We start from the raw sequence: 26147 nt of genomic DNA on the forward strand, positions 1-26147 counted from the left end.
CCGGCTCCCCGCGCCGGGTCGCCGTGGTCCAGCTCGGTGCCGACGCAGCGATGGCCGTGACACTCCGGGCGGCTGTGGACGGACACGAGCGGGCATCCTCGACCGACGCCGCCGACGCGGACCTCGTCGTCGTGGTCGCACCCGCGTTCGACGTAGCCGAGCCGGCCGCGCTGGCCACCGCCGTCGACGAGGGCCTGCTCGGCTACGCCGAGGTGTTCGGGCCGCGCTGCCGCGACGTCTGGCTGGTCACCGCCGGCGCGGAGACCGTCACCACCGGCGATCCGGCCCCCGACCTGGCCCAGGCCGGGCTGGCCGCGATGCACCGCTGCATCGGGTTCGAGCACGCCGACCAGAGCTTCCACCACTTGGACGTGCCTGCGGGCACGCCTGCCGCTGCGGTGCCCGCACTCGAGGCGATGCTCGACGGCGCCGGCGAACTGGCCCTGCGCGGCGAGAACACCGTCTACCAACGGACACTCGGTGACGAGGTGCCCTCGACGGCATGGACGCCGGGCGCCGCAGGACTCGACGAGGTGGTGATCACCGGGGGATCAGGGGCCATCGGGCTCAGCTACGCCCGGTTCCTGGCGACCCACGGTGCCCGCCGGATCGTGCTGCTGAGCCGCCACGGTGTCGACCCGGCCGCGCTGGACGGGATCGGTGCCGAGATCTGGGCGCCCGCCTGCGATCTGCGCGACCCCGAACAGCTGGCGGCCGTCGCCCGCGGCGCCGGACGGCAGGCGTCGCTGGTCATCCACGCCGCGGGCACGGCCACCTTCGCCGACCGCGCCCACACCACGGGCGCGGCCCTGGCCGACATGGCGGGAGCCAAGGTCGTCGGCCTTGACGCACTGATCCGGCACTGGCCGATCCGGTCGGACGCCCGAATCCTGTTGTGCTCGTCGGTGACCGGCGTGTGGGGCGGTAAAGGCGTCGGCGGCTACGCGGCCGCGAACCGGATGCTCGACGTGATGGCCGCCCGACTACGCGCCGACGGGCGCCGCTGCACGGCGGTGCGTTTCGGACTGTGGGAGGGCAGCGGCATCGTCGACGCCGCGGAGATCGTCCGGGTGGAACGCACGGGTCTACGACAGATGAAACCCGAACTGGCGGTCGAGGCCAGCCTGGCCGCGTTCTCCGGAGATCCGCTGGTGCTCTCGGCCGATCCCGACCGGATGCGGGTGTTCTTCGGGAAGCAACCGTCCGAGGCCACACCGGAAACCGCCCTCGGCGCCGTGCCCGAGTCGATGACGCCACCGGAGGCGGTGCGGACCCAACTCGCGGCCGTGCTGGACGTGGAGGCCGCGACGCTGGACCTCGACTCGTCGCTGTTCGACCTCGGCGTCGACTCGCTGCTCGCGCTGGACCTGCGCAAACGGCTGAAACGCCTGACCGGACAGACGGTCCCGCTGGCCACCCTGCTCGGCGGGATCACCGGCACGGACCTGATCGCCGGGCTATCAGAGAAAGTGGACTCTTCGAGTGACTGAGATGGACACCGCGGCGCAGCTCGACGACCGTCGGCTGGAGCTGCTGCGACGCCGGATGCAGGAACGCGGGCTGAGCGCAGGCACCGACACCGTCGAGTCCGCGGGTGACCCGGACGCGATGACCGAGGGGCAGCTGCGGATGTGGTTCGTGCACGCCGCCGACCCCAGCGGTGCCCTGCTCAACGTGTGCCTGTCCTACCGCCTCACCGGCGACATCGACGTCGCGCGGCTGCACGACGCCGTCGACGCGGTGGCGCGGCGGCACCGGGTGCTACGGACCACCTACCGCACCGAGACCACCGACCCGGGCGCCACCGGCATGCCGGTGCCCACCGTCCACGATGACCTGATGCCCGGCTGGGCCGAGCACGACCTGTCCGAGCTGTCCGAGCGTGCACGCGGACTGCGACTCGAGGTGCTCGCCCAGCGGGAATTCGCCAGACCGTTCGACCTCGGTGTCGACTCTCCGCTGCGGATCACGGTGATCCGCACCGGGGCAACGGAATTCGTGCTGCTGCTGGTCGCCCATCACATCGCGTGGGACGACGGCTCGTGGGAGGTGTTCTTCGCCGACCTGACCCGCGCCTACGTCGGTGAACCGCTGGCGCCGGCGCGCAGGCCGGCCGTCGCACCCGTGGGGTCCGACGAGGAGGACATCGCGTACTGGCGGGCGGTGATGGCCGATCCGCCCGAACCGCTGGAGCTGCCCGGCCCGACCGGGTCGGCCGTGCCGACCAGCTGGCGCTCTCAGCGCGTCAGCGTGCGTCTGGACCGCGAGATCGCCGGGCGGGTCACGGCTCTGGCCGACGAGGCAGGCGCGACTCCGTACGCGGTGCTGCTGGCGGTGTTCGGCGTGCTGGTGCACCGGTACAGCCACGTCGACGACTTCCTGGTCGCCACCCCGGTGCTCAACCGCGCCGGTGACACCGACGACGTCATCGGCTATTTCGGCAACACCGTCGCGATGCGGATGCGACCCCGCCCGCCTATGACGTTCCGCGAGTTGCTGACCCAGACCCGGGACACCGCACTCGGCGCGTTCGCCCACCAGCGGGTCGGTCTCGACCGGATGGTCCGCGAGCTCAATCCGGACCGCAGGCACGGCGCCGAGCGGATGACGCGGGTCAGCTTCGGCTTCCGCGGCCGCGACCGGTTCGGCTTCACCCCGCCGGGTGTCACCTGCGAGAGGGCGGACCTGCGTGCGCATCTGACCCACCTGCCGCTGGGCATCATGGTGGAGTTCGACGCCGACGAGATCGTCGTGGAACTCGAACACCTGGTGGAGATCATCGAACCAGCGCTGGCCCGGCAGCTCCTGGATCACTACGCCGTGCTGCTGCGCAGCGCCCTGGACGCGCCCGACACCACGCTGAGCGCGCTGCAGCTGATGGGCGACGACGACCTGCACTGGCTGCGCGCACAGTCGACGGGGCCGCGATTCGACACCCCGCCCGCCACGATCACCGACCTCATCGAGAACCAGGCCCGGCGCAGCCCGGACGGCACCGCCGTGGTCTACGAAGGCCGCCACTACACCTACCGGGAGATCAACGAGGCGGCCAACCGGGTCGCCCACTGGCTGATCGGCCAGGGCGTGGGCGCCGAGGACCGGGTCGCGGTCCTGCTGGACAAGTCTCCCGACCTGGTCGTGACCGCAGTGGGCGTGCTGAAGGCCGGGGCGGTCTACGTGCCCGTCGATCCCACCTACCCGCAGGACCGCCTGAACTTCATTCTGGATGACTGCGACGCGAAAGTCATTGTCCGGGAACCGGTCGCGGACGCACAGCGGTGCCGCGCCGACAACCCCGGCGACGCCGACCGGGTGCGCCCGGTGGGTCCGGCCAACACCGCCTACCTGATCTACACCTCGGGCTCCACGGGTCTGCCCAAGGGCGTCCCGGTGCCACACCGGCCCGTCGCGGAGTACTTCGTCTGGTTCGCCGACGAGTACCGGGTCGACGAGAACGACCGGTTGCTCCAGGTCGCCTCGCCGAGCTTCGACGTGTCCATCGCCGAGGTTTTCGGCACGCTGGCCTGCGGTGCGCGGCTGGTCATCCACCGCCCCGGCGGGCTGAACGACATCGGCTACCTGACCGCGCTGCTGCGCGACGAGGGCATCACCGCGATGCACTTCGTGCCGTCGCTGCTCGGGCTGTTCCTGTCTCTGCCGGGAGTGAACCAGTGGCGCACCCTGCAGCGCGTCCCGATCGGCGGCGAGGCGCTGCCCGGTGAGGTCGCCGACAAGTTCCACGCCACCTTCGACGCGCTGCTGCACAACTTCTACGGCCCGACCGAGACGGTCATCAACGCGAGCCGGTTCAAGGTCGAGGGCAGGCAGGGCACGCGGATCGTCCCGATCGGCAAGCCCAAGATCAACACCGAGATCCACCTGCTCGACGATGCGCTGCAACCCGTGCCGGTCGGCTCGATCGGCGAGATCTACATCGGCGGAACGCATGTGGCGCACGGCTATCATCACCGGCCGGCGCTGACCGCCGAGCGCTTCGTCGCCGACCCGTTCACCCCCGGCGCACGGATGTACCGCTCCGGCGATCTGGCCCGGCGCAACGCCGACGGCGACATCGAGTTCGTCGGCCGCGCCGATGAACAGGTCAAGATCCGCGGATTCCGCATCGAACTGGGTGATGTCGCCGCCGCGATCACCGTCGATCCCAGCGTCGCGCAGGCCGTGGTCGTCGTCAGCGATCTGCCCGGCCTGGGCAAGAGCCTGGTCGGCTACCTCACCCCGGCCGACGGCGCGACGGTCGACGTCGACCGGATCCGGGCACGGGTCGCCGCGGCCCTGCCCGAGTACATGGCCCCGGCCGCGTACGTGGTCGTGGACTCGATCCCGATCACCGCGCACGGCAAGATCGACCGCGCCGCGCTGCCCGAGCCGCAGATCTCCGCGGTCAACGAGTTCCGCGAACCCGCGGCGGGCACCGAACGTGAACTCGCGCAGGTATTTGCCGATCTGCTCGGCCACGAGCGCGTCGGCGCCGACGACTCGTTCTTCGACCTGGGCGGTCACTCGCTGCTGGCCACCCGACTGGTCGCCGAACTGCGGACCCGGTTCGGCGTCGACGTCGACGTGCGCGATGTCTTCGAGAACGCCACCGTCGCCCGCCTTGGCGCCCACCTCGACGCGCTGGCCGGCACCCAGGGCGACACCCCCCGCCGGCCCCGGCTGGTCGCCGCGCCGCAGGACGGCCCCGCGCCGCTGTCCTCGTCGCAGCTGCGTTCCTGGTTCGGCTACCGCATCGAGGGCCGCAGCCCGATCAACAACATCCCGTTCGCCGCGCGGCTGACCGGACCCTGCGACGCCGACGCGTTCGTCGCGGCCATCCGCGACGTCGTCGACCGGCATGCCATCCTGCGCACCACCTACCGCGAGATCGACGGCGTGCCTTACCAGATCGTCAACCCGGCGGGCGACATCCGGGTCCGCCGGGCCCGCGGCGACGGCGAGCAGTGGCTGCAGGCCGAACTGGACCGTGAACGCAAGCACACCTTCGACCTGGAAGAGGAGTGGCCGATCCGGGCGGCGGTGCTCGGCGTCGGTGACGACCACGTGGTGTCGGTGGTGATCCACCACATCGCCGGAGACCACTGGTCGGGCGGCGTGCTGTTCACCGACCTGGTGACCGCCTACCGCGCCAGGACCGCCGGTGAGCGGCCGACCTGGGCGCCGCTGCCCGTGCAGTACACCGATTACGGCGCCTGGCAGGCGCAGCTGCTCAGCGACGACACCGGGATCGTGGGCCCGCAGCGCGAGTACTGGACCCGTCAGCTGGCCGACGCGCCGGCAGAAGCCGGTCTGCCGCTGGACTTCCCGCGGCCCCGGCTGCCCAGCGGCAAGGGCGACGCCGTCGAGTTCGCCATCGACGGGCGAGTCCGGAGCAGGATCGCCGAGCTGTGCCGCGAACTCGGTATCACCGAGTTCATGCTGCTGCAGGCCGCGGTCGCGGTCACGCTCGCGAAAGCCGGCGGGGGCCTCGACGTGCCGCTGGGCACCCCGGTGGCCGGCCGCTCCGAAGCCGAGCTCGAGCAGCTGGTCGGGTTCTTCGTGAACTTCGTGGTGTTGCGCAACGACCTGGGCGGCAACCCGACGCTGCGCGAGGTACTGATCCGGGCCCGCGACATGGCGCTGTCGGCGTACTCCAACCAGGATGTGCCGTTCGAGCAGGTCGTCGAGGCGGTGAATCCGCCGCGCACGTTGGCGCGCAATCCACTGTTCCAGGTGGTGGTGCACGTCCGGGAACAGCTGCCGCAACGCCAGATGATCGACAGCGACACCGAGTTCACGGCGCTGGAGCCGACTTTCGACATCGCCCAGGCCGATCTGTCGTTGAACTTCCTGGCCGAGACGGGCTCCGACGGCGCCGGTTACCGCGGCTACCTGATCTACCGTCCCGAGCTGTATGCCCGGCGCACCGTCGAACGCCTCGGTCAGTGGCTGACCCGGGTGGTGGCGGCGTTCGTCGACAGCCCGGGCCGCGCGCTGCGCGACGTCGACATCCTGTCCGCCGAGGAGCGGCGACGCGTCACCGAGGAGTGGAGCACCGGCGCCCGGGTGCAGGTGCTCGACGCCGACCTCGCCCCGGTCCCGGTCGGGGTGCTGGGCGACCTGTATCTGAGCGGCGGCCCGTTCGCCGGAACCGAGCGTTACCGCACCGGGGACCGGGCGAGGTGGACCGACGACGGCCGGCTCGACATCGTCGCGGGTGCCCCCGTCGCGGGTGGCCCGGTTGTCGATGCCGCCGCCGACGCCCCGCCCGTGCCGTTCGAAACGCCGCGCACCGAGACCGAACGTGCCCTGGCCGCACTGCTTTCCGAGCTTCTCGGCGCCGAGGACGTCGGCCGCCGCGACGACTTCTTCGGGCTGGGCGGTGACAGCGTGCTGGCCGTGCAGCTCGCCGCCCGGGCCCGCGACGCGGGACTCGGCCTGACCGCGCGGATGGTGTTCGAACATCCCGAGCTGGCCGAGCTGGCTGCCGCACTCGACGACGGCTGTGCAGCGGCGCCCGAACAACAGGACACCCATCACGCGCCGATGTCGGTGTCCGGGCTCGCCGACGCCGAGCTGGCAGCGCTGTCAGAAGCGTGGGGCAGCAGGCAATGACCCAGACCCGGCCCGGCGCCGACCCGCCGGTCATCGAAGACGTCCTGGCGCTGAGCCCGCTGCAACAGGGGCTGTTCTCGATGGCGACGTTGTCCGACGGGCGCGACGCCGACCCGTATGTCATCGCGATGGCCGCCGACGTGACCGGCGACCTGGACGCCGAGCTGCTGCGGGAATGTGCGGCCGCGCTGCTGGTCCGGCACGCCAACCTGCGGGCCAGCTTCATCAAGGGCGATCTGAGCCGCGCCGTGCAGGTGATCCCGACCAGGGTCGAGGTGCCGTGGCGACACGTCACCGCCGCTGACGACGCTGATCTGGAGGCGATCGAGAACGCCGAGCGGACAAGGCCGTTCACCCTGGACCGGGGCCCGGTGATCCGGTTCCTGCTGATCGAGGCGCCGCAGCGGATGAGGTTCGTGGTAACTGCGCACCACATCCTGATCGACGGCTGGTCGCTGCCGCTGTTCATGGGCGAGCTGCTGACCCTCTACCGCGCCGCCGGGGACGTCGCCGCACTGCCCGACGCGCCGCGGCCCTACCGCGACTACATCGGCTGGCTGGCCGGCCGCGATGACGAGGCGGCCCGCGCGGTGTGGCGCAGGCACCTTGCCGGCGTGGACGGCGCGACGCTGCTCACCCCGGCGCTGACGTCGTCGGCCCCGAAACCGGGCCGGCCCCGGCTGACCGAGGTGAGGCTGGACACCGAGGCCACCCGCCGGCTCGCCGAGGCGGCCAGAGGTCGCGGTGTCACGATCAACACGCTCGTCCAGATGGCCTGGGCGACAATCCTGTCGGTGATCACCGACCGCGTCGATGTGGTGTTCGGCGTCACCGTGTCGGGGCGGCCTGCGGAGCTGGCCGGGGTCGAGCGGATGGTCGGGTTGTTCATCAACACGGTGCCGCTGCGGGTGCGGCTGGAGCCCGCGGGACCGACCGGTGCACAGTGCCTGGCGCTGCAGCGCGACGCCGCGACGCTGCGTGACCACGGGTATCTCAGCCACTCCGAGCTGCGGGCCCTCGGCGGTATCGGCGAGATGTTCGACACGCTGCTGGTGTACGAGAACTTCCCGCCCGGCGGCCTGGTCGGCCAGACCCGGTTCGAGGCCGAGGGGGCCACCTTCGTGCCGTCGGCGCTGGAGAGCCTCTCGCACTTCCCGGTGACCATCGCGGCTCATCTGGCCGACGAACAGCTCACGGTGTTCGTCGAGACGCTCGACGGGGCACTGGGCGCGTTGCGTCCGGATGACCTCGGCAGGCGGGTGCTGCACACCGCGCAACGCCTGATCGACTGCTGGGACCGGCCGCTGCGCACCGCCGGGGTGCTGCTGCCCGCCGAGTACGCGCCGGTGCCGCCGACACAGGAACTGTTGGGCGACAACAGCATCCAGGGCGGTATCCACGAGCGGTTCACCCGGGTCGCCGGCAGCCGACTGGGGTCGGTGGCGCTGACGTGGGAAGCCGGGGGAGACAGCGGAACGCTGACCTACCGGGAACTCGACGAGGCCGCCGACCGGGTGGCCGCGGCGCTGACCGCCGCCGGCGCGGGCCCCGAGACGCCGGTCGCGGTGCTGCTGACCCGCGGCCCCGACTACGTCGTGGCGATGTTCGGGGTACTCAAGGCCGGCGCGGTGATCGTCCCGCTGGACCCGGCGATGCCCGCCGAACGCATCGCCGACATCCTCGACCAGTCCGGCGCGACCCTGGTGATCGACCCGGCGTTCCTGGCTGCCCTGCCGGCCGCCGGGCCGCCCGCCGGATACCTGCCCGCCCGGGTGATGGCCGATCGGGCCGCCTACATCGTGTTCACCTCGGGCACCACCGGCAGGCCCAAGGGTGTGGTGGGCACCCACGGCGCGGTGCTGGCCTACGCCGAGGACCACGCCGCGCACGTGCTGCGACCGGCCGCCGCGCGGATCGGCCGACCGCTGCGCGTCGGCCACGCCTGGTCGTTCACCTTCGACGCCGCCTGGCAGCCGCTCGCGGCACTGCTCGACGGCCATTCGGTTCATCTCGTCGGTGACGAATCCCAGCGCGACGCAGAGGCTTTGGTGTACCAGATCGGGCGGTTCGGCATCGACATGCTCGACACCACGCCGTCGATGTTCGCCCAGCTGCACGACGTCGGCCTGCTCAGCACGGTGCCGCTGGCGGTACTCGCCCTCGGCGGCGAGGCGGTCAGTCCCGCGACCTGGCGGCTGATCGGCGACGAGTGCGGCCGCACCGGGATGACCGCGTTCAACTGCTACGGGCCCACCGAGACCACCGTCGAGGCGGTGGTCGCGCCGATCGACCGGTATCCGCGGCCCTCGATCGGCAGCCCGGCGCAGACCATGAGCGCCTACGTGCTGGACGCGTGGCTGCGGCCGGTACCGGACGGCGTCGCCGGCGAGCTGTACCTGTCGGGCCGACAGTTGACCCGGGGTTACCTCGGCCGGGCCGCCGAGACCGCGGCCCGGTTCGTCGCCGACCCGTTCACCCCCGGGCAGCGGATGTACCGCACCGGCGACGTGGTGCGGCGCGCCGCCGACGGCGGCCTGCAGTTCCTCGGCCGGGCTGACGACCAGGTCAAGATCCGCGGATTCCGGGTGGAACCCGGCGAGATCGCCGCGGTGCTGAGTGCACATCCGGCCGTGAGCGACGCCCACGTCGTCGTCGACCGGCGCGGAGCACAGACCCGGCTGACCGCGTATGTGGCCGCAGGGGCGTCCCCGCCGGCCGTCGCGGAGCTGCGTGCGCTGATGGCGAAACGCCTGCCCCGCTACATGGTTCCGCAACGGGTCGTCGTCCTGGGGGAGCTGCCGCTGACCCCGCACGGCAAGATCGACGAGGCCGCACTGGCCGGGCTCACGGTCGAGGACGGCCCGTCCGCCGGACCGGAGACGCCGACCGAGACCGCGCTGGTCGAACTGCTGTCGGAGGTGCTCGCCGTCGAGACTGTCGACGTCGAAGCCGACTTCCTGGAGATGGGCCTGGACAGCATCGTGGCGCTGACGCTCGTGCAGGCCGCCCGCAGGCGGGGCATCGAGATGCGCGCCCGGCTGATGCTGGAGTGCGACAACATCCGTGAGCTCGCCGCCGCGATCGACTCCGGCGGGCCCGACCACGCCCCGGCCCCGGTGACCGAGACCCGCTTCGGGGAGGTGCAGCCGGCCCCCGTCATGTCCTGGATGTACGAGTACGGGAGCTTCCGCCGCTTCACCCAGAACGTGCTCGTCTCGCTGCCCGCCGACCTCACCGGCCAGCGGCTGACGCAGATCCTGCAGGCCGTGCTCGACCGCCACGACATGCTGCGCTCGACCCTCGACGGGGCGGGGCGGCTGCTCACCCGCCCGCCCGGCGCGGTGCGGGCGGCCGACGTGCTGCACGCCGTGGATGCCGCCGCCGACACCGTGCTGGCCACCGAAGTCGTTGCCGCCGTGGACCGTATCGACCCGGCCGCGGGTGCGATGGTGCAGGCGGTGTGGTTCCGGCAGGGCCCGCCGGTGCTGCTGCTGTGTGTGCATCACCTGGCCACCGACGTGGTGTCCTGGTACATCCTGCTCGGTGCGCTGGCCCAGCTCGACACCGAACTTGCCGCGGGCCACTGCCCGGACCAGGCCGTCGAGTACACCACCTACCGGGACTGGACACGGCAGCTGAACCAGCGCAGCCGCACCGACGACGTCGACGCCCAGCGCGGGTACTGGGTCGGACAGCTCGCCGCCCCCGATCCGGTGCTGGGCCGGCGCAGGCCCGACCCCGGACGTGACACGTGGGCGTCGCTGCAGTCGAGCGACGTCGTCACCGGCGCGACCGCCACCCGCGCGCTGCTGGACCGGCTCGAGCGTGCCGGGGTCGAGATGCGTGACTTCCTGCTGGCCGCACTGACGTTGACGCTGGCGTCCTGGCGGATCGAGCGGGGCCAGCCCGCCCACCATGGCACGCTCGTCGCTCTGGAGGGGCACGGTCGCGAGGACAGTCTGTTCGACGGTGTGGACACCTCGGCCACCGTCGGGTGGTTCACCTCGGTGTTTCCGGTGCGTCTCGGCGCCGGCGAGGCCGCGATCGACGTGGACACCGCCGGCCGCAATCCGGCCGCGGCCCGGACGCTGCTGCGCGCGGTCGTCGACCAGCTCGCCGCCGTGCCCGGCCGCGGTCTCGACTACGGCCTGCTGCGCTACACCCGGCGCGACGACGCGCTCGTCGGAATGCCGGAACCGCAGGTCGAGTTCAACTACATCGGCCGCTACGACCTCAGTGCCGACCAGACCGGCCGGCCCTGGTCCCTGATCACCGACGAGGCCCTGAACGCGCACATGCCGGCCGCCGCCGAACCGGACCTGCCGCTGCGCTACACCTTCGACGTCATCGCGGTGGTCTCCGCCGGGGCCGACGGGCCGACACTTCGCACCAGCTGGCGGTGGAGCACCGCGCTGTCGCAGCCGGCCGAGGTGGACCGGCTCACCACGATCTGGCAGCAGGCGGTCGCCGTGCTCGGAGAGGCACTATGACATCCCGTCCCACCCCCACCCTGGCCGTCGTCGGGGCCGGGCCGAAAGCGATCGCAGTGGCCGCCAAGGCCGCGGAGCTGCGCGCGATGGGCGTCGAGGCGCCCGAGGTGGTGGCTGTCGAACGCAGTGTCGTCGGCGCCAACTGGCAGGCCGTCGGCGGTTGGACCGACGGTCAGCACCGCCTGGGCACCAGCCCGGAGAAGGACGTCGGCTTCCCGTACCGTTCGGCACTGGTGCCGCGGCGCAACGCCGAGCTCGACGAGCGGATGATGCGGCACAGCTGGCAGTCCTACCTGGTGGCCAGCGCGCAGTTCGCGGAGTGGATCGACCGCGGCCGACCCTCGCCGACGCACGCGGGGTGGAGCCGCTACCTGCGCTGGGTGGCCGACAACATCGGCATGACGGTGATCACCGGTGAGGTGCAACGGATTTCCACCGACGGCCGACGCTGGGAGCTGATCACCCCCGAGCAGAGCGTGCACGCCGACGGCGTGATGATCACCGGACCCGGTCAGGCCGCCCGGTCGATCCTGCCGCACGACCCGCGGGTGCTCTCGATCGCGCAGTTCTGGGAGCGCGCGGCCCGTCAGGAGCTCATCGTCGCCGAGCGCGTCGCGGTGATCGGCGGCGGCGAGACCGCCGCGTCCATGCTCAACGAGTTGTTCCGGCACCGGGTTTCGACCATCACCGTCATCTCCCCGCAGGTGACCCTGTTCACCCGCGGAGAGAGCTTCTTCGAGAACTCCTTGTTCTCCGATCCGACCGACTGGGCGAGCCTGACGATGGCCGAACGCCGTGACGCGCTGGCCCGCACCGACCGCGGCGTGTTCTCGGCGCGGGTGCAGGACGCGTTGCTGGCCGACGACCGGATCCGGCATCTGCGCGGCCGGGTCGCCCACGCGGTGGCCCGCGACGAACGCATCCGGCTGACGCTGAGCGCCAGACGCGGTGGGGAAGCGCTGGAGACCGTGCACGGATTCGATCTGGTGATCGACGGTTCCGGCGCGGACTCGATGTGGTTCGAGCCCCTCTTCAGCCCCGACGCGCGCGACCTGATCGAGTTGACCCTGGGCGCCCCGCTGACCGGCGACTCACTGCAGGAGGCCATCGGCCACGACCTGTCGATCGCCGCGCTGACCCCGAAGTTGTTCCTGCCCGGCCTGTCCGGGCTGACGCAGGGCCCGGGGTTCCCGAACCTGAGTTGTCTCGGACTGTTGTCCGACCGTGTGCTCGGCGCCCGCTATCCGGATGCGGCACATCATCATTCGAGTAGGAGAACCGATGAGCACCAACCCGTTCGATGACGACGCCGGCACGTTCTACGTGCTGGTCAACGACGAGGAGCAGTACAGCCTGTGGCCCGTGTTCGCCGAGGTGCCGGCCGGTTGGCGGGTGGTCTTCGGCGAGAGCACCAGGGCCGACTGTCTGGCCTACGTCGAGGAGGTCTGGACGGATCTTCGGCCCCGCAGTCTGCGTGAGGCCATGAACTCGACCTCGCCGTAACTCTGCCCACCTCTGCGAGCGTGCGTGAACTCCGGTAATTGCGCGGCGTGTCGGCCGCAGACTCGCACGCTCGCCTGAAGGAGCTGGGGCGAGGAATCAGGTGGCCTGCGGGGCGCCGTCCATATCGAACACCCGGGCGTGCAGCACCGTGCGGTTGCGCAGGGCGGCACGCACCGCCCGGTGCAGCCCGTCCTCGAGGTAGACGTTCCCGCGCCACTTGACCGCGTGCGGGAAGAGGTCGCCGTAGAACGTCGAGTCCTCGGACAGCAGCCGGTCCAGGGCGAGCACGGTGGTGGTCATGACGAGTTCGTCGAGCCGGATCTGCCTCGGCGGGATCTGGGCCCACTGCCGGTGGGACAGGCCGTGGTCAGGGTAGGGCCTGCCATCGCGAACCCCTTTGAAGATCATCGACGCGCCTTTGCTGCCCGTTGTCCCCCGCACAGTGTTGTCTCGTTCGTGAGGGTAGCCTGCCCGCGCCACGCGCGCCGTGTGTCTGCCGGGCTGTCGATGACGCCATTTCCCGCGGTCCCCGTAAAATGAACGCCACAGGAACATGTCTTCTTCAGGTGGGTGATCAATGGGCAGCGCCGACGACCGTCGTTTCGAGGTTCTCCGTGCCATCGTCGCCGACTTCGTCGCCACGAAGGAGCCGATCGGATCCAAGGCTCTCGTCGAGCGGCACAACCTCGGGGTGTCGAGCGCGACCGTGCGCAACGACATGGCGGTGCTGGAGGCCGAGGGGTACATCGCACAGCCGCACACCAGCTCAGGCCGGGTGCCGACCGAGAAGGGCTACCGCGAGTTCGTCGACCGACTCCAGGACGTCAAGCCGATGTCGGGCGCCGAGCGGCGCGCGATCCTGTCCTTCCTGGAGTCCGGCGTCGACCTCGACGACGTGCTCAGGCGCGCGGTGCGACTGCTCGCGCAGCTGACCCGCCAGGTCGCGGTCGTCCAGTACCCGACCCTGACCACCTCGTCCGTCCGCCGGCTCGAAGTGGTGGCGTTGACGCCTGCCCGGCTGCTGCTGGTCGTGATCACCGACACCGGACGCGTCGATCAGCGCATCGTCGAACTCGGCGACCCGATCGACGACGCCCAGCTGGCACAGCTGCGCGATCTGCTGGGCCAGGCGCTGGAGGGCAAACCCCTGTCGGCGGCCTCGGTGGCGGTGTCGGACCTGGCGTCGCACCTCAACGGGCAGGGCGGTCTGGCCAACGCGGTCGGCAGATCGGCGACGGTGCTCGTCGAGACGCTGGTCGAGCACACCGAGGAGCGGCTGCTGCTGGGCGGCACCGCGAACCTGACCCGCAACACCGCGGACTTCGGCGGGTCGCTGCGTTCGGTGCTCGAAGCGCTGGAGGAGCAGGTGGTGGTGCTGCGGCTGCTGGCCAAACAGCAGGAGGCGGGCAAGGTCACCGTGCGGATCGGTCACGAGACCGAGGCCGAGGAGATGGCGGGCACCTCGGTGATCAGCACGGCGTACGGCAGCTCGGGCAAAGTCTTCGGCGGCATGGGTGTGTTGGGGCCCACACGGATGGACTATCCGGGAACCATCGCGAACGTCGCCGCAGTTGCTCTCTATATTGGCGAAGTCTTAGGAAACCGCTGACCGCGTTCCCCGCAGGGGTTTGAGCGGATCGGTCGGGTGGGAAAGGTTGAGCGTGGCACGCGACTATTACGGGCTGCTCGGAGTGAGCAAAGGCGCGAGTGATTCGGAGATCAAGCGCGCGTACCGAAAGCTCGCCCGTGAACTGCATCCGGATGTCAATCCGGACGAGGGCGCCCAGGCGCGCTTCCAGGAGATCAGCGCCGCCTACGAGGTGCTCAGCGATCCCGAGAAGCGGCGCATCGTCGACCTCGGCGGCGACCCGCTGGAGTCCGCGGCGGCCGGGGGCGGCGGATTCTCCGGATTCGGTGGCCTCGGCGACGTGTTCGAGGCGTTCTTCGGTGGCGGCGCCACCTCGCGCGGCCCGGTGGGTCGCGTCCGGCCCGGTTCGGACTCGCTGCTGCGGATGCGGCTCGATCTCGAAGAGTGCGCGACGGGCGTGACCAAGCAGGTCACCGTCGACACGGCCATCCTGTGCGACCTGTGCCACGGCAAGGGCACCCACGGCGACTCGTCGCCGGTCACCTGCGACACGTGCGGTGGCCGGGGCGAGATCCAGACCGTGCAGCGGTCCCTGCTCGGACAGGTGATGACCTCGCGCCCGTGTCCGGTCTGCGGCGGCGTCGGCGAGGTCATCCCGAACCCGTGCAACCGGTGCTCCGGTGACGGCCGGGTCCGGGCCCGCCGAGAGATCAGCGTCAAGATCCCCGCCGGCGTCGGTGACGGTATGCGGGTGCGGCTGGCCGCCCAGGGTGAGGTCGGCCCCGGCGGCGGGCCGGCCGGTGACCTCTACGTCGAGGTGCACGAGAAGCCGCACCCGGTGTTCGTCCGCGACGGCGACGACCTGCACTGCACGGTGTCGGTGCCGATGGTCGACGCCGCGCTCGGCACCACCGTGACCGTCGACGCGATCCTGGACGGGCCGATCGAGCTCACGATCCCCGCCGGCACCCAGCCCGGTGCGGTGACCACCCTGCGCGGGCACGGCATGCCGCATCTGCGCTCCGGGGTGCGTGGCGATCTGCACGCTCACATCGACGTCGTGGTGCCGTCGCGGCTCGACCACGAGGACATCGAGCTGCTCCGCGCCTTCAAGGAGCGCACCAAGGGCACCGCCGAGGTGCGCTCGGCGCAGAACGGCAACGCGTCTGCGCACGGCGGCGGGCTGTTCTCCCGTCTGCGCGAGACGTTCACCGGCCGCTAGCCCCGCGCTGCCGTCCCGATGCGCTCGCTGTTCTACGTCGACGCCGTCCCGGGCGCAGGTGCGCTGGCCGTCGTCGACGGCGAGGAGGGGCACCACGCGGCCACCGTGTGCCGGACCAGGCCGGGGGAGGAACTCGACCTCGCCGACGGCGCAGGGACGATCGCCCACTGCGTCGTCGAGGACGTCGCCAAGGGCCGCCTCAGCGCCCGGGTCCTGGACCGTCGCGTCGTCGCGCCCCCGTCACCGTCGGTGACCGTGGTGCAGGCGCTGCCCAAGTCGGACCGCTCCGAGCTTGCGATCGAACTGGCCACCGAGGCCGGCGCGGACGCGTTCGTGGTTTGGCAGGCGTCCCGCTGCGTGGCGCGTTGGGATGGAGCGGCCAAGGTGGACAAGGGATTGCGGCGGTGGCGGGCGGTGGCCCGGTCGGCGGCGCGGCAGTCGCGGCGCCCCTACATCCCGACCGTCGACGGGCCGGTGACCACCCGGGACCTGATCGCCTCGACGCGGTCCGCGCCGGCGGGCACGGTGCTGGTGCTGCACGAGTCGGCCATCCGACCCTTCGCCGAAATGGTTGTGCCGCAAGCAGAATCGCTGACCCTGATCGTCGGTCCCGAAGGCGGCGTCGCCGACGAGGAGCTGGCCGGGCTGGTGGACGCCGGGGCGGTCGCCGTGCGACTGGGGCCGACGGTGCTGCGCACCTCGACGGCAGCCGCGGTCGCACTGGGCGCCTTGGGAGCGCTCACTTCGCGCTGGGCGTAGAAACCCCCGGGGGGTAGTTCCCCACGGGACTTTTAGATAGGTTAGCCTTCCCTCTGACCGTAAGGCCCGAGGGCTGCGCCGATCTCTCGAAGGACTCCCGATTCTCACCCGTCTGACGCGAGCGTGGATACCGCTCCTCTTGGTGATCGTGCTCGTCGTCGGCGGTTTCGCGGTGTGGCGTATCCGCGGCATCTTCGGCTCCCACCAACTGCCGACCTACGCAGGGAACATGTCCGAGGATTCCAACAAGTCGGACCCGAAGGTCGTGCGCTACGAGATCTTCGGTGAGCCCGGCGCCACCGCCGACATCAACTACATCGACGCCGAAGGCGACCCGAACCAGATCGTCGGTGCCGCGCTGCCGTGGTCGATCGAAGTCGAGTCGAACTCCCCGGCCATGGTCGGAAACGTGGTGGCCCAAGGCGACGGCGACTTCATCGGCTGCCGCATCCTGGCCGACGACGTCGTCAAGGACGAACGCACCGCCTACAACGTCACCGCTTACGTCTACTGCTTCACCAAGTCGGCATGACCCGGTCCCCGAACAGGTCCCTGCAGGACCCGACGCCGCTGGCGCGGTGGATCCGCCGACTGGCCGTGCCGATCATCCTCGGCTGGGTGCTGGTGGTCGCCGCGCTGAATCTGCTGGTGCCACAGCTCGAAGTGGTGGCCGCCCAGAACGCCGTGTCGATGAGCCCCAGCGATGCGCCGGCGATGCAGGCGATGTCGGACATGGGCCGGCTCTTCGGCGAATCGGACTCCGACTCCGTCGCGATGGTGGTCCTCGAAGGCGAGGAGGCGCTCGGCGACGACGCGCACGCCTACTACGACGAACTCATCGACAGACTCGAAGCCGCACCCGAGCACGTCCGCAACATCCAGGACATGTGGGGCGACCCGCTGACCGAGGCCGCCGCGCAGAGCTCCGACGGGCGCGCCGCCTACGTCGCGCTGAATCTCGCCGGGAACATGGGCGAGACCAAGTCCAACGAGTCGGTCGCCGCCGTCCGCGACATCGTCGCCGACCTGCCCCCGCCACCCGGCGTGCAGGTGCACGTCACCGGTCCCGCGGCGCTGACCGCCGACGTCAACATCGCCGGCGAGAGCAGCATGGCGTTGATCCTGATGGTCACCTTCGCCGTGATCATCGTGCTGCTGCTGTTCTTCTACCGGTCGGTCACCACGGTCGTGCTGCTGCTGATCATGGTCGGCGTCCAGATGTCGGTCGCCCGCGGCGTGGTGGCCGCGCTGGGCCACTTCCAGGTCATCGGCCTGTCGACGTTCGCGGTGAACCTGCTGATCTCACTGGCCGTGGCGGCCGGCACCGACTACGCGATCTTCCTGGTCGGCCGCTACCAGGAGGCGCGCGCGTCCGGGGCCGACCACGAAGCCGCCTACTACGAGATGTTCCACGGCACAGCGCATGTGGTGCTGGGCTCCGGTCTGACCATCGCCGGCGCCATGTACTGCCTGTCGTTCACCCGGATGCCGTACTTCCAGAGCATGGGTGTGCCGTGCGCGGTCGGCATCCTCGCCGGGGTCGCCGTCGCGCTGACCCTGGGGCCCGCGATCGTCACCGTCGGCAGCCGTTTCGGCCTGCTCGAGCCCAAGCGCGCCATGCGGATCCGGGCCTGGCGCCGGGTCGGCACGACCGTGGTGCGCTGGCCCGGACCGATCCTCGTCGCGTCGCTGGCCCTGGCGCTGATCGGGCTCGCCGCGCTGCCGGGCTACCAGACCAGCTACGACGACACCCGCTACATCCCGGAGTCCATCCCGGCCAACGCAGGCCTGCAGGCGGCCACCAAGTACTTCTCGCTGTCGCGGATGAGCCCGGAGGTGCTCGTCGTCGAGACCGACCGCGACCTGCGCAACTCGTCGGACTTCCTGATCCTGGACCGGCTGGCCAAGCGGGTGTTCAACGTCGAAGGGGTGGCCCGGGTGCAGGCGCCGAGCCGGCCCGACGGCGCGCCGATCGCGCACACCTCGATCCCGTTCCTGATCAGCATGCAGGGCGTCGGCCAGCAGCAGAACATGAAGCTGATGAAGGACCGCATCGCCGACATGCGGACCCAGGCCGACGACATCGGCGAGACCATCGCGACGATGAAAAAGATGTACGGGCTGATGACGAAGTTCTCCGGCATCACCACCGTGATGATCGACGACATGACCGACATGCGCGACACCGTCCACCAGTTGCGCGACATGATCGCCAATTTCGACGACCAGTTCCGGCCGATCCGCAACTACTTCTACTGGGAACCGCACTGCTACAACATCCCGCTGTGCTGGTCGTTCCGGTCCCTGTTCGACTCGATGGACGGCATCGGCACGATGACCGACACCTTCGACAAGGCCGTGGTCAACATGGACCAGATGAAGGCGTTGCTGCCGGAGATGCTCGCGACGTTCCCGCCGATGATCGAGACCATGGAGAGCATGCGTCAGATGATGCTGTCCACCTACGCCACCATGGGCGGCTTCTACGACCAGATGGACGAGCTGACCCGCGACTCCACCGAGATGGGTAAGGCGTTCGACGCGGCGAAGAACGACGATTCGTTCTACCTGCCTCCCGAGGTGTTCGAGAACGAGGACTTCAAGAAGGCGATGGAGAGCTTCTTCTCGCCCGATGGCAAGACCGTGCGGATGTTGATCGCCCACCGCGGCAACCCGACCACCGAGGAGGCGCTGCAGCGCGTCGAGCCGATCAAGATCGCGGCGATCGAGGCGCTCAAGGGCACCCCGCTGGAGAACGCCAAGATCCAGCTCGGCGGCACCGCGGCGACGTTCAAGGACATGTCCGACGGGTCCCGCTACGACCTGCTCATCGCGGTGATCTCGGCGATGTGCCTGGTGCTGATGATCATGCTGGTGCTCACGCGCAGCCTGGTCGCCGCGCTGGTGATCGTCGGCACCGTGACGCTGTCGCTGGGCGCGTCGTTCGGCATCTCGATCCTGATCTGGCAGCACATCATCGGCGTCGAACTGCACTGGATGGTGCTGGCACTGTCGATCATCGCGCTGATCGCGGTCGGCTCCGACTACAACCTGCTGCTGGTGTCGCGGTTCAAGGAGGAGATCCCGGCCGGGATCAAGACCGGGATGATCCGGGCGATCGGCGGCACCGGCAGCGTGGTGACCGTCGCCGGGGTGGTGTTCGCACTGACCATGGCGTCGATGGTGGTCAGCGATCTGCGGGTGATGGCGCAGGTGGGCACGACCATCGGGCTGGGGCTGCTGTTCGACACGTTCGTGGTCCGGGCGTTCATGATGCCCGCGATCGCGACGCTGCTCGGGCGCTGGTTCTGGTGGCCGCTGGTCGTCCGGTCCCGCCCGTTGCCCGCACCTCCGCAGCCCTGACCATTGGGCGCTCGCGGGGGGCGGCGCTAAACTGGGGTTTCCCATTCACAACCCAGGAAGCAGGCAGAAAACTTCACGTGGCGCCCCGCGAGAACGCAAGCTCGGCCGCATCCGCAACGTCTCCTGGATCGCTGGTCCGCAGCACCATCACAGTTCCGCCCGAATACGTCATGGGCCTCCTGGGATCTTCTGACGAGAATCTGCGCGAACTCGAAGACCTGTTGGCCGCCGACATCCACGCCCGCGGCAACGACATCACCCTCTCCGGTGACGCCGCCGACGTGGCGCTGGCCGAGCGGGCCATCTCGGAGCTGGTCGAGGTGGTCGGCAGCGGACAGCGGTTGACCCCCGACGCCGTGCGCCGCGGGGTGGCGATGCTGACCGGGGCCGGCGACGAGTCGCCCGCCGACGTTCTGACACTGGACATCCTGTCCCGGCGAGGCAAGACCATCCGGCCCAAGACGCTGAACCAGAAGCGCTACGTCGACGCGATCGACGCGAAGACGATCGTGTTCGGCATCGGCCCGGCCGGCACGGGCAAGACGTATCTGGCGATGGCCAAGGCGGTCAGCGCGCTGCAGACCAAACAGGTCAGCCGGATCATCCTGACCCGCCCCGCGGTGGAGGCCGGCGAGCGCCTGGGCTTCCTGCCCGGCACGCTGAGCGAGAAGATCGACCCCTACCTGCGCCCGCTCTACGACGCGCTGCACGACATGATGGATCCCGAGCTGATCCCGAAGCTGATGACCGCAGGCGTGATCGAGGTGGCGCCGCTGGGCTACATGCGGGGACGCACGCTCAACGACGCGTTCATCATTCTCGACGAGGCGCAGAACACCACTGCGGAGCAGATGAAGATGTTCCTGACGCGGCTCGGATTCGGCTCGAAGATCGTGGTGACCGGCGATGCCACGCAGGTCGACCTGCCCAACGGGTCGGGCTCGGGGCTGCGTGCGGCGATGCGCATCCTCGACGGCATCGACGACATCCATTTCGCAGAACTGACCAGCGCCGACGTGGTGCGCCACCGGCTGGTGTCCGAGATCGTGGATGCCTACGAGCGGGCCGAGGTGAAGTTCGGCGATTCGACCACAAACCGGGCGCAGCGCCGCTCGTCCGGTTCCGGACGTCCACGGCGGTAACGGCTTCATGAGCATCGAGGTATCCAACGAGTCGGGATTCGACGTCTCGGAAGAAGAACTGATCAGCGTCGCGCGGTACGTCATCCGCAAGATGGACGTCAACCCGGCCGCCGAGCTGTCGATGATGCTGCTCGACACCGCGGCGATGGCCGACCTGCACGTGCGGTGGATGGACCTGCCCGGGCCCACCGACGTGATGAGTTTCCCGATGGACGAGCTGGAGCCCGGCGGGCGCCCGGACGCGCCCGAGCCGGGACCGTCGATGCTCGGCGACATCGTGCTGTGCCCGGAGTTCGCCGCCAAGCAGGCCGAAGACGCCGGCCACACGCTGGGTCAGGAGCTGGCCCTGCTCACCGTGCACGGCGTGCTGCACCTGCTCGGCTACGACCACGCCGAACCCGACGAGGAAAAAGAGATGTTCGCGCTGCAGCGCGAACTCCTCGAGGGGTGGGTCGCCGAGCAGGTCGAGGCCTACCACCAGGACCGGCAGACCGAGAAGGACCGCCGGCTGCTGGACAGGTCGCGACACTTCGACGATCCGACCCGCGGCGACACTCTGTGAGCCCGATCGGCCAGCTTCTCACCGCCATCGTTCTGGTCTTCTTCGGCGGGCTGTTCGCCGCGATCGATGCGGCGCTGAGCACCGTGTCGATGGCCCGCGTCGAGGAACTCGTGCGCGACGAGCGCCCCGGCGCCGTGCGCCTGGCCCGGGTGATGGTCGAGCGCCCCCGGTACATCAACCTCATCGTGCTACTGCGCATCACCTGCGAGGTGAGCGCGACGGTGCTGCTGGCCGCGTTCCTCGACGGTGGACTCGGGGTGACGTGGGGGCTGGCGGCCGCGGCGGCCATCATGGCGGTGGTCAGCTTCGTCTTCGTCGGTGTCGGGCCGCGGACCCTGGGCAGGCAGAACGCCTACAGCATCGCGTTGGTTACTGCGCTTCCGCTGCAGGCGATCTCGGTGCTGCTGTTGCCGGTCAGCCGCTTGCTGGTGTTGATCGGTAACGCGCTGACGCCCGGGCGCGGTTTCCGCAACGGCCCGTTCGCGTCCGAGATCGAGCTGCGCGAGGTCGTCGACCTGGCCCAGCAGCGTGGCGTGGTGGCCGACGACGAACGCCGGATGATCCAGTCGGTGTTCGAACTCGGCGACACCCCGGCCCGCGAGGTGATGGTCCCGCGCACCGAGATGGTGTGGATCGAGCACGACAAGACCGCAGGCCAGGCCACGTCCCTGGCGGTGCGCAGCGGCCACTCCCGCATCCCGGTGATCGGCGAGAACGTCGACGACGTCGTCGGTGTGGTGTATCTGAAGGACCTGGTGCAACGCACCTACTACTCCACCGACCGGGGCCGTGACACCCCGGTGTCGGACGTGATGCGGGCCGCGGCCTTCGTGCCGGACTCCAAGCCGCTGGACGCGCTGCTGCGGGACATGCAGCGCGACCGGGTCCACATGGTCCTGCTGGTCGACGAGTACGGCGCGATCGCCGGGCTCGTCACGATCGAGGACGTGCTGGAGGAGATCGTCGGCGAGATCGCCGACGAGTACGACACCGACGAGGTCGCGCCGGTCGAGGACCTCGGCGACCATCAGTACCGGGTCTCGGCACGGCTGTCCATCGAAGACCTCGGCGAGCTCTACGACAAAGACTTCGACGAGGACCTCGACGTCGACACCGTGGGCGGGCTGGTCGCGCTGGAACTCGGCCGCGTGCCGCTGCCGGGCGCCGAGGTGACCTGGGACGGCCTGCGATTGCGCGCCGAGGGCGGGCCCGACCCGCGTGGCCGGGTCCGGATCGGCACCGTGCTGGTCAGCCCCGTCGAACCGCCGGAGAACGTGGAAGGACACGAATGAGCTCGCTCGATCCCGAGGACACCAAGCTGGTGGTGCTGGCCCGTGGTGCGATGGGCCGTGCCGAGGCCGGCACCGGGGCCGCGGTCCGGGACACCGACGGGCGCACCTACGCGGGCGCACCGGTGGAGCTGGCCGCCCTCACGCTGACCGCACTGCAGGCGGCCGTGGCCGCGGCGGTGTCCAGCGGCGCGACCGGGCTGGAAGCCGCTGTGCTGGTGGGCGGTTCGGCCGACGACGCCGGAGTGGCCGCGGTGCGCGAACTCTCGTCCGGTGCAGCCGTCATCGTGACCGACCGGACAGGTGCTCCGCTGTGACCGACGACGTCGAATTCCGGTCCGGTTTCGTCTGTTTCGTCGGCAGACCGAACACCGGCAAGTCCACGCTGACCAACGCGCTGGTCGGCAGCAAGGTCGCGATCACCTCGAACCGGCCGCAGACCACCCGGCACACGATCCGCGGCATCGTCCATCGCGACGAGTTCCAGATCGTGCTCGTCGACACACCGGGCCTGCACCGGCCCCGCACGCTGCTCGGGCAACGGCTCAACGACCTGGTCAAGGGCACCTACTCCGAGGTCGACGTGATCGGGCTGTGCATCCCCGCCGACGAGAAGATCGGGCCGGGGGACCGCTGGATCTACGAGCAGATCCGGGCCGTCGCGCCGCGGACCACGTTGGTGGTGGTCGTCACCAAGATCGACAAGGTGTCCAAGGACCGGGTCGGCGAACAGCTGTTGGCTGTCAGCGAACTGGTCGGCCCGGACACCGAGATCGTGCCTGTCTCAGCCACTTCGGGCACACAGCTCGATGTGCTGACCTCGGTGCTCGCCTCCAAGCTCCCGCCGGGGCCGGCGTTCTACCCCGACGGTGAGCTCACCGACGAACCCGAAGAAGTCCTGATGGCCGAGCTGATCCGGGAGGCCGCGCTGGAAGGGGTGCGCGACGAACTGCCGCACTCGCTGGCGGTGGTGATCGACGAGGTCGAGCTCAGGCCGGACCGGCCGGAAGACGACCCGCTGATGGACGTGCACGCCATCCTGTACGTCGAGCGCGACTCGCAGAAGGGCATCGTCATCGGCAAGGGCGGGGCCCGCCTGCGCGAGGTCGGGACGGCTGCGCGCACCCAGATCGAGAAACTGCTGGGCACCAAGGTGTATCTGGACCTGCGCGTCAAGATCGCGAAGAACTGGCAGCGCGACCCCAAACAGCTTGGCCGGCTGGGCTTCTAGACCGCGTTGGGTTCGCCGACGGTGATATACACCGTGGCGATGTTGCCGAGGTCGCGGTCGTCCTCGACCTGATAGGTGAAAGAGTCCACGCCGGAGAAACCGGGATCGGGCGTATAGGTGGCGAAGCCGTCGGCACTGACCAGGCTGCCGTGGGCCGGAAGGGCGATCAGTTCCGCCGTCACCAGACTCGAATCTCCGTCCGGATCGACGTCGTTGCCGAAGAGGTCGGCGGGCAGGATCGTCAGCGGCGTATCGACGGCCGTGGACAGGTAGTCGTCTCCGGCGACTGGTGGGACGTTCGGGCCGAGTCCGCCGACATCGATGGTGACGAGCGCCGGAATGCTGTCGGCTTCCCCGTCGAACGCGGTGTAGGCGAAGCTGACCGGACCGACGAATCCTCCGGGCTCAGGGGTGTAGGTGAGGGTGCCGTCGCCGTTGTCGACCAGTGAGCCCGCGGCCGGATCGGAGAGCACCCGGAACGTCAGGCCGTCGCCGTCGGTGTCGGTGTCGTTGCCCAGCAGGTCCTCGGCGGTGATGAGCAGTGGTGTGTCGATGGGCGTCACCAACGTGTCGGGCACGGCTTGCGGCGCGGTGTTGGCGTCCTCGCCGACGGTGATGGTCACCTGAGCCGGCATGCTGGCGTTCTCGGGTTGGGCGGCGGAGTAGAAGAAGGTGTCGGTTCCGGTGAAGCCCTCGTCGGGTGTGTAGACCAGCTTGCCGGTCGTGTCGGTGCGCAGAGTGCCGTGCGCGGGATCCTGGGTCACCACCACCGTCAGCGGATCGCCGTCGGCGTCGAAGTCGTTGCGCAGCAGCGTGTCCGGATCGATGATCACCGCGGTGTCGGCGTCGGTGCCGACGCTGTCGTAGCCGGCCACCGGCGGTGTGTTACCGGTGGACTGTCCCGCGACCAGCATCAGCACCTCGATCGGTGTGCTGTCCGCCGATCCGTCGAACGCGGTGTAGTGGAAGCTGTCGTAGCCTTCGAAACCGGGGTCGGGCGTGTAGATGAAGACGCCGGCGTCGTCGAAGTCCAGTGTGCCGTGCAGTGGGTCGGAGACCACGTAGGCCGACAGCTCGTCGCCGTCGGCGTCGGTGTCATTGCCCAGGAGATCGACCGGGGTGATGACCCTGGGCGTGTCGACCCTGGTGGTCAGGTGGTCGGCGACGGCCACCGGTGCGGTGTTGGCGGGAACTCCGACGTTGACACTGACCTCGGCCGGTTCGCTCTGGCCGCCCGCATCGGCGGCGACATACTCGAAGTAGTCGGTGCCGACGAAGCCGTCGTCGGGGGTGTAGGTGTAGGTGCCGTCACCGTTGTCGACCAACTCGCCGTTCTCGGGGGCCGAGGTGACGACCACCGTCATCGGATCGTTCTCGTTGTCGAAATCGTTGGCCAGCAGCGCATCCGCATCGATGGTGATCGCGGTTCCCGTCGGTGTGGCGAAGCTGTCGTAACCCGCCACCGGCACCGCCTCTTCGGTGACGGTGACGTGGACGAAAGCGGGCACGCCGTCGGTGATCCCGTCGGTCGCGAAGTACTCGAAGCGGTCGGTGCCGGTGAAATCGTCGTCGGGGGTATAGGTGAAGCTGCCGTCGGACTTCAGCGCGAGGACACCGTGGGTCGGGTCCGAGAACTTCACCGCGGTGAGCCGGTCGCCGTCGGGGTCGTTGTCGTTGGCGAGCACCCCGGGCCCGGCGACAGTCAGCACCTGGCCCGCGGTGACGGTGTAGTTGTCGCCCATGGTGACCGGCATGTCGTTCACCGGGGTGACGGTCAGGGTGACGCGCACGGTGTCGGTGTGGCCCCAGTCGGGCCTGACCAGTGGCAGCAGGCCGTGCAGGTGAAATCCGGCATCGCTGGCTTTGTAGGTGAATGTGTCGGTGCCGCTGAAGTTCTGGCCTGGGGTGTAGGTGAATGTTCCGTCGGCGTTGAGTGTCAGGTCGCCATGTGTGGGCCCACGGACGAGGGACGCTCGCAGTGCCTCGCCGTCCGCGTCGGTGTCGTTGGTCAGCACGTTGCCGGTGACGTCCAGACCCTCCGAGGTGCTGTAGGAGTCTGTCACCGCATCCGGAGGGCGATTGAAGAAGGTGCGCTGGATCTCGCGTCGCAACCAATCGAGGACGGCGAAGATCAGTAGCGGCGGCCGGGCCGGGGCCGCCGGGCCGGGAGCGAGATCCGGTGACAGCAGGGCCGTGACGACGGCGGTGGCGAGGGTGACCGGGGTGGTCTGTACGTGCTGCGGCGCTGCCACGGGCAGCAGATCCCGCGTCGTGCTCGCGGGTCGCCCGGCCGGGGGATCGACGCGCAGCGGTGCGGAGCGGGGAGCGCTCGCCGGGTCACCGGGCGATACCGGCGGCGGCGCCGCAGCGACGGTCGCGGCTCGGC

Annotated in this window: 17 protein-coding genes; 15 read left to right on the forward strand and 2 right to left on the reverse strand. The window is 70.0% G+C overall.

The window, feature by feature from the left end:
* The 5 genes from MVA01S_RS17280 to MVA01S_RS17300 form a co-directional block, all read left to right on the forward strand.
* A partial coding sequence (locus MVA01S_RS17280) for an SDR family NAD(P)-dependent oxidoreductase (protein ID WP_159426332.1) occupies positions 1-1490 on the forward strand: 1490 nt, incomplete at its 5' end.
* 1 nt (position 1491) lies between these two features.
* Entirely contained in the window at positions 1492-6612 is a 5121-nt protein-coding gene (locus MVA01S_RS17285) for a non-ribosomal peptide synthetase (RefSeq protein WP_040539803.1), read from the forward strand.
* The gene (locus MVA01S_RS17290; protein ID WP_003928531.1) at positions 6609-11102 is read left to right on the forward strand and encodes a non-ribosomal peptide synthetase; all 4494 of its coding nucleotides are present in this window, start codon (positions 6609-6611) and stop codon (positions 11100-11102) included. Before MVA01S_RS17285 ends, MVA01S_RS17290 begins: the two co-directional genes overlap by 4 nt.
* A complete protein-coding gene (gene mbtG, locus MVA01S_RS17295; RefSeq protein ID WP_003928532.1) occupies positions 11099-12406 on the forward strand; it encodes an NADPH-dependent L-lysine N(6)-monooxygenase MbtG in 1308 nt (435 codons plus the stop codon). The genes MVA01S_RS17290 and mbtG overlap by 4 nt, the downstream gene beginning before the upstream one ends.
* A complete protein-coding gene (locus MVA01S_RS17300; RefSeq protein WP_003928533.1) occupies positions 12384-12605 on the forward strand; it encodes an MbtH family protein in 222 nt (73 codons plus the stop codon). Before mbtG ends, MVA01S_RS17300 begins: the two co-directional genes overlap by 23 nt.
* 96 nt (positions 12606-12701) lie before the next feature.
* On the opposite strand, the gene MVA01S_RS17305 is transcribed toward MVA01S_RS17300, so the two are convergent.
* Positions 12702-13013 (reverse strand): type II toxin-antitoxin system VapB family antitoxin, encoded by a 312-nt coding sequence (locus tag MVA01S_RS17305; RefSeq protein WP_003928534.1) that lies wholly within the window; start codon positions 13011-13013, stop codon positions 12702-12704.
* Positions 13014-13182: 169 nt separating this feature from the next.
* Here MVA01S_RS17305 and hrcA point away from each other — a divergent pair, with 169 nt between their 5' ends.
* The 10 genes from hrcA (at position 13183) to era (ending at position 23761) form a co-directional block, all read left to right on the forward strand.
* Entirely contained in the window at positions 13183-14214 is a 1032-nt protein-coding gene (gene hrcA / locus MVA01S_RS17310) for a heat-inducible transcriptional repressor HrcA (protein WP_003928535.1), read from the forward strand.
* A 52-nt stretch (positions 14215-14266) separates the two neighbouring features.
* Entirely contained in the window at positions 14267-15415 is a 1149-nt protein-coding gene (gene dnaJ / locus MVA01S_RS17315; protein WP_003928536.1) for a molecular chaperone DnaJ, read from the forward strand.
* 18 nt (positions 15416-15433) lie between these two features.
* Positions 15434-16174, forward strand: a complete 741-nt coding sequence (locus MVA01S_RS17320; RefSeq protein ID WP_003928537.1) for a 16S rRNA (uracil(1498)-N(3))-methyltransferase — start codon at positions 15434-15436, stop codon at positions 16172-16174.
* A 112-nt stretch (positions 16175-16286) separates the two neighbouring features.
* Positions 16287-16706, forward strand: coding sequence for an MmpS family transport accessory protein (locus tag MVA01S_RS17325; protein ID WP_081528951.1), 420 nt, complete (start codon positions 16287-16289; stop codon positions 16704-16706).
* Positions 16703-19537: an MMPL/RND family transporter gene (locus MVA01S_RS17330; protein WP_003928539.1), complete on the forward strand. Its 2835-nt coding sequence runs from the start codon at positions 16703-16705 to the stop codon at positions 19535-19537. The genes MVA01S_RS17325 and MVA01S_RS17330 overlap by 4 nt, the downstream gene beginning before the upstream one ends.
* 77 nt (positions 19538-19614) lie before the next feature.
* Complete coding sequence (locus MVA01S_RS17335) at positions 19615-20679, forward strand: PhoH family protein (RefSeq protein ID WP_040539807.1); 1065 nt, start codon at positions 19615-19617, stop codon at positions 20677-20679.
* A 7-nt stretch (positions 20680-20686) separates the two neighbouring features.
* Positions 20687-21241, forward strand: a complete 555-nt coding sequence (gene ybeY / locus MVA01S_RS17340; protein ID WP_003928541.1) for an rRNA maturation RNase YbeY — start codon at positions 20687-20689, stop codon at positions 21239-21241.
* Positions 21238-22533 (forward strand): hemolysin family protein, encoded by a 1296-nt coding sequence (locus MVA01S_RS17345; RefSeq protein ID WP_003928542.1) that lies wholly within the window; start codon positions 21238-21240, stop codon positions 22531-22533. The genes ybeY and MVA01S_RS17345 overlap by 4 nt, the downstream gene beginning before the upstream one ends.
* A complete protein-coding gene (locus tag MVA01S_RS17350) occupies positions 22530-22847 on the forward strand; it encodes a cytidine deaminase-like protein (RefSeq protein ID WP_003928543.1) in 318 nt (105 codons plus the stop codon). The genes MVA01S_RS17345 and MVA01S_RS17350 overlap by 4 nt, the downstream gene beginning before the upstream one ends.
* Positions 22844-23761 (forward strand): GTPase Era, encoded by a 918-nt coding sequence (gene era, locus MVA01S_RS17355; protein WP_003928544.1) that lies wholly within the window; start codon positions 22844-22846, stop codon positions 23759-23761. The genes MVA01S_RS17350 and era overlap by 4 nt, the downstream gene beginning before the upstream one ends.
* On the opposite strand, the gene MVA01S_RS17360 is transcribed toward era, so the two are convergent.
* On the reverse strand, positions 23758-26147 hold a 2390-nt coding region (locus tag MVA01S_RS17360; RefSeq protein WP_218006065.1), incomplete at its 5' end, for a cadherin-like domain-containing protein. The genes era and MVA01S_RS17360 overlap by 4 nt on opposite strands.

Origin of the sequence: Mycolicibacterium vaccae NBRC 14118 = CIP 105934 (assembly GCF_001552715.1) — a bacterium.
Lineage (GTDB): Bacteria > Actinomycetota > Actinomycetes > Mycobacteriales > Mycobacteriaceae > Mycobacterium > Mycobacterium vaccae.